Below are 1,816 nucleotides of genomic sequence, written 5' to 3'. Positions count from 1 at the left end.
GGCTGGGCAGGATGAGACGGTGCGCGATGAAGCAATCCGCATGATCAAGTCCGGACGCGCGCTGCAGGCAAGGGAACTGCGTGGTCTGAAGCGCGACATCGCGTTGGCCAAGGCTGCAGTGGAAGGCACACTCGATGACCGTCGCCGCCGTGCCTTCCGCAATGCGGCTGCGCGCAAGGCACGTGATAAGGCACTTGCTGCAGCAGATGCCTGGCTCGATTCCCTCCACGCACTGACGGAAGAAGTTTGCACCATCGCGCAGCTGGAAGAGGAGGACTCGAGTGTTCACCAAATCGGTCGCGTCGAAGCGGTTGCGCCTCGTGCCGCGGAGCTTCTGAAGGATCTGCCTGACCTTGTTGATCCCGAATTCATCACCGCATCACGGGAAGGGTTCAACCGAGGCTGGTCCGGAACCTACAGCGCGCTGCAGGCAATCGCCAAGGAGAAGGTCTATTACAAGGAACACTATGGCGACGGCGAGCCATGGCAAGCCACCTACACGTTCAACAGCTCCCTCCAATGGCAGTTGGCCTGGGCCTTTGGTTATGATGACGACAGCGGAACCTCTTCGGCTGTAAAGCGCATGAGGGAGGCCGGAGACACCCCGCTTGATGTTCCCGTTGGTGTTTACGGCCACAAAGCGCCTACTGTTCTGGAAATCTGTGCTGGTGCTGGCGGACAGGCTATTGGTCTTGAAGCTGCCGGGTTCAAACATGTGGGCCTTGTGGAAGTGGACAAGGATGCAGCCGCCACGTTGCGCCACAACGGCAAGCACTGGCCCGTCATCGAGGCGGATCTGCGCGACGCAGATTTGAGCCAGTTCGTGGGTATTGATCTTCTTGCAGGTGGGGTTCCCTGCCAGCCCTTCTCACAGGCGGGCAAGCGTAAGGGAGCAGCTGACGAACGCGATTTGTTCCCGAAGGCCATGAAGCTCATCCGTGAACTGAAGCCCAAGGCCGTCATGCTGGAGAATGTCACCGGTGCTCTTCAGGCATCGAACGCGATGCACCGCTTGCGCATTCTCGCCCGCATGGCAGCCCTTGGATACGATGCGGAATGGCGCATCCTGAGCGGCCCGGACTTCGGTCTGCCACAAAAGCGCAGGCGAGCAATTCTCGTCGGCTTCCGGCGCGGGATAATGCACCGCTTCTCTTGGCCCGAGCCCTTGGCCAAGAAAGCACCAACGGTTGGTGAAGCACTCTATGACCTCATGGCAGCCAATGGCTGGGCCCATGTGGATGAATGGAAAGAGCGTGCCAACGGTTATGCACCCACCATCATCGGCGGCAGCCAGAAGAAGGGCGGCATTGATCTTGCACAGCCGAAGTCACGGGAAACCTGGAGAGAACTCGGCGTTGACCCCGGCCACTACGCCAAGGCAGCGCCAGATCGTGATGCGCCTCGCGATCACATGCCGAAACTGACGCTGGAAATGATGGCCCGCCTGCAAGGCTTCCGCGACGACTGGCAGCTGCAGGGCAGCAATTTGCAAAAGTTCCGGCAGATCGCCAACGCCTTCCCACCAGCGATGGCCCAAGCCGTCGGCCTTTCGATCCTACGTGCACTCACCGGATACAAGGTTGACCTGGAGAAGGAGCAGAAGCGCCTGCACAGGAAGAGCCTCAATCTGAAGGCGGTTCCGAACCATGTGGATCCTTATCCTTCAGATTGGGACGGCGAGGAGCTCGCAGCCGGCTGATGATGTTGCAGAAGTCCACTCATGGAACCGCAACTGTCCGGGTTCAGCACCAATGAGACAATTTCGGCTTAACGGATAGAGGAGGATTTCTGGCTCATCGTAGCCCTTCAAGGAGCG

At 59.4% G+C, this 1,816-nt stretch carries 1 protein-coding gene; it reads left to right on the top strand.

All coding sequences use genetic code 11. The annotated features are described in order from the left end of the window. Positions 1–1,699, top strand: a 1,699-nt coding sequence (locus WA367_RS12570) for a DNA cytosine methyltransferase (RefSeq protein WP_336057128.1), incomplete at its 5' end; no start/stop codon positions are given. Between the last annotated feature and the right edge of the window lie 117 nt (positions 1,700–1,816).

The sequence above is a fragment of the Nitratireductor sp. CH_MIT9313-5 genome, assembly GCF_037029545.1.
GTDB lineage: Bacteria > Pseudomonadota > Alphaproteobacteria > Rhizobiales > Rhizobiaceae > Chelativorans.
Note: the sequence above shows the minus strand (reverse complement) of the source record. Positions and strands in the feature narration are given on the sequence as shown.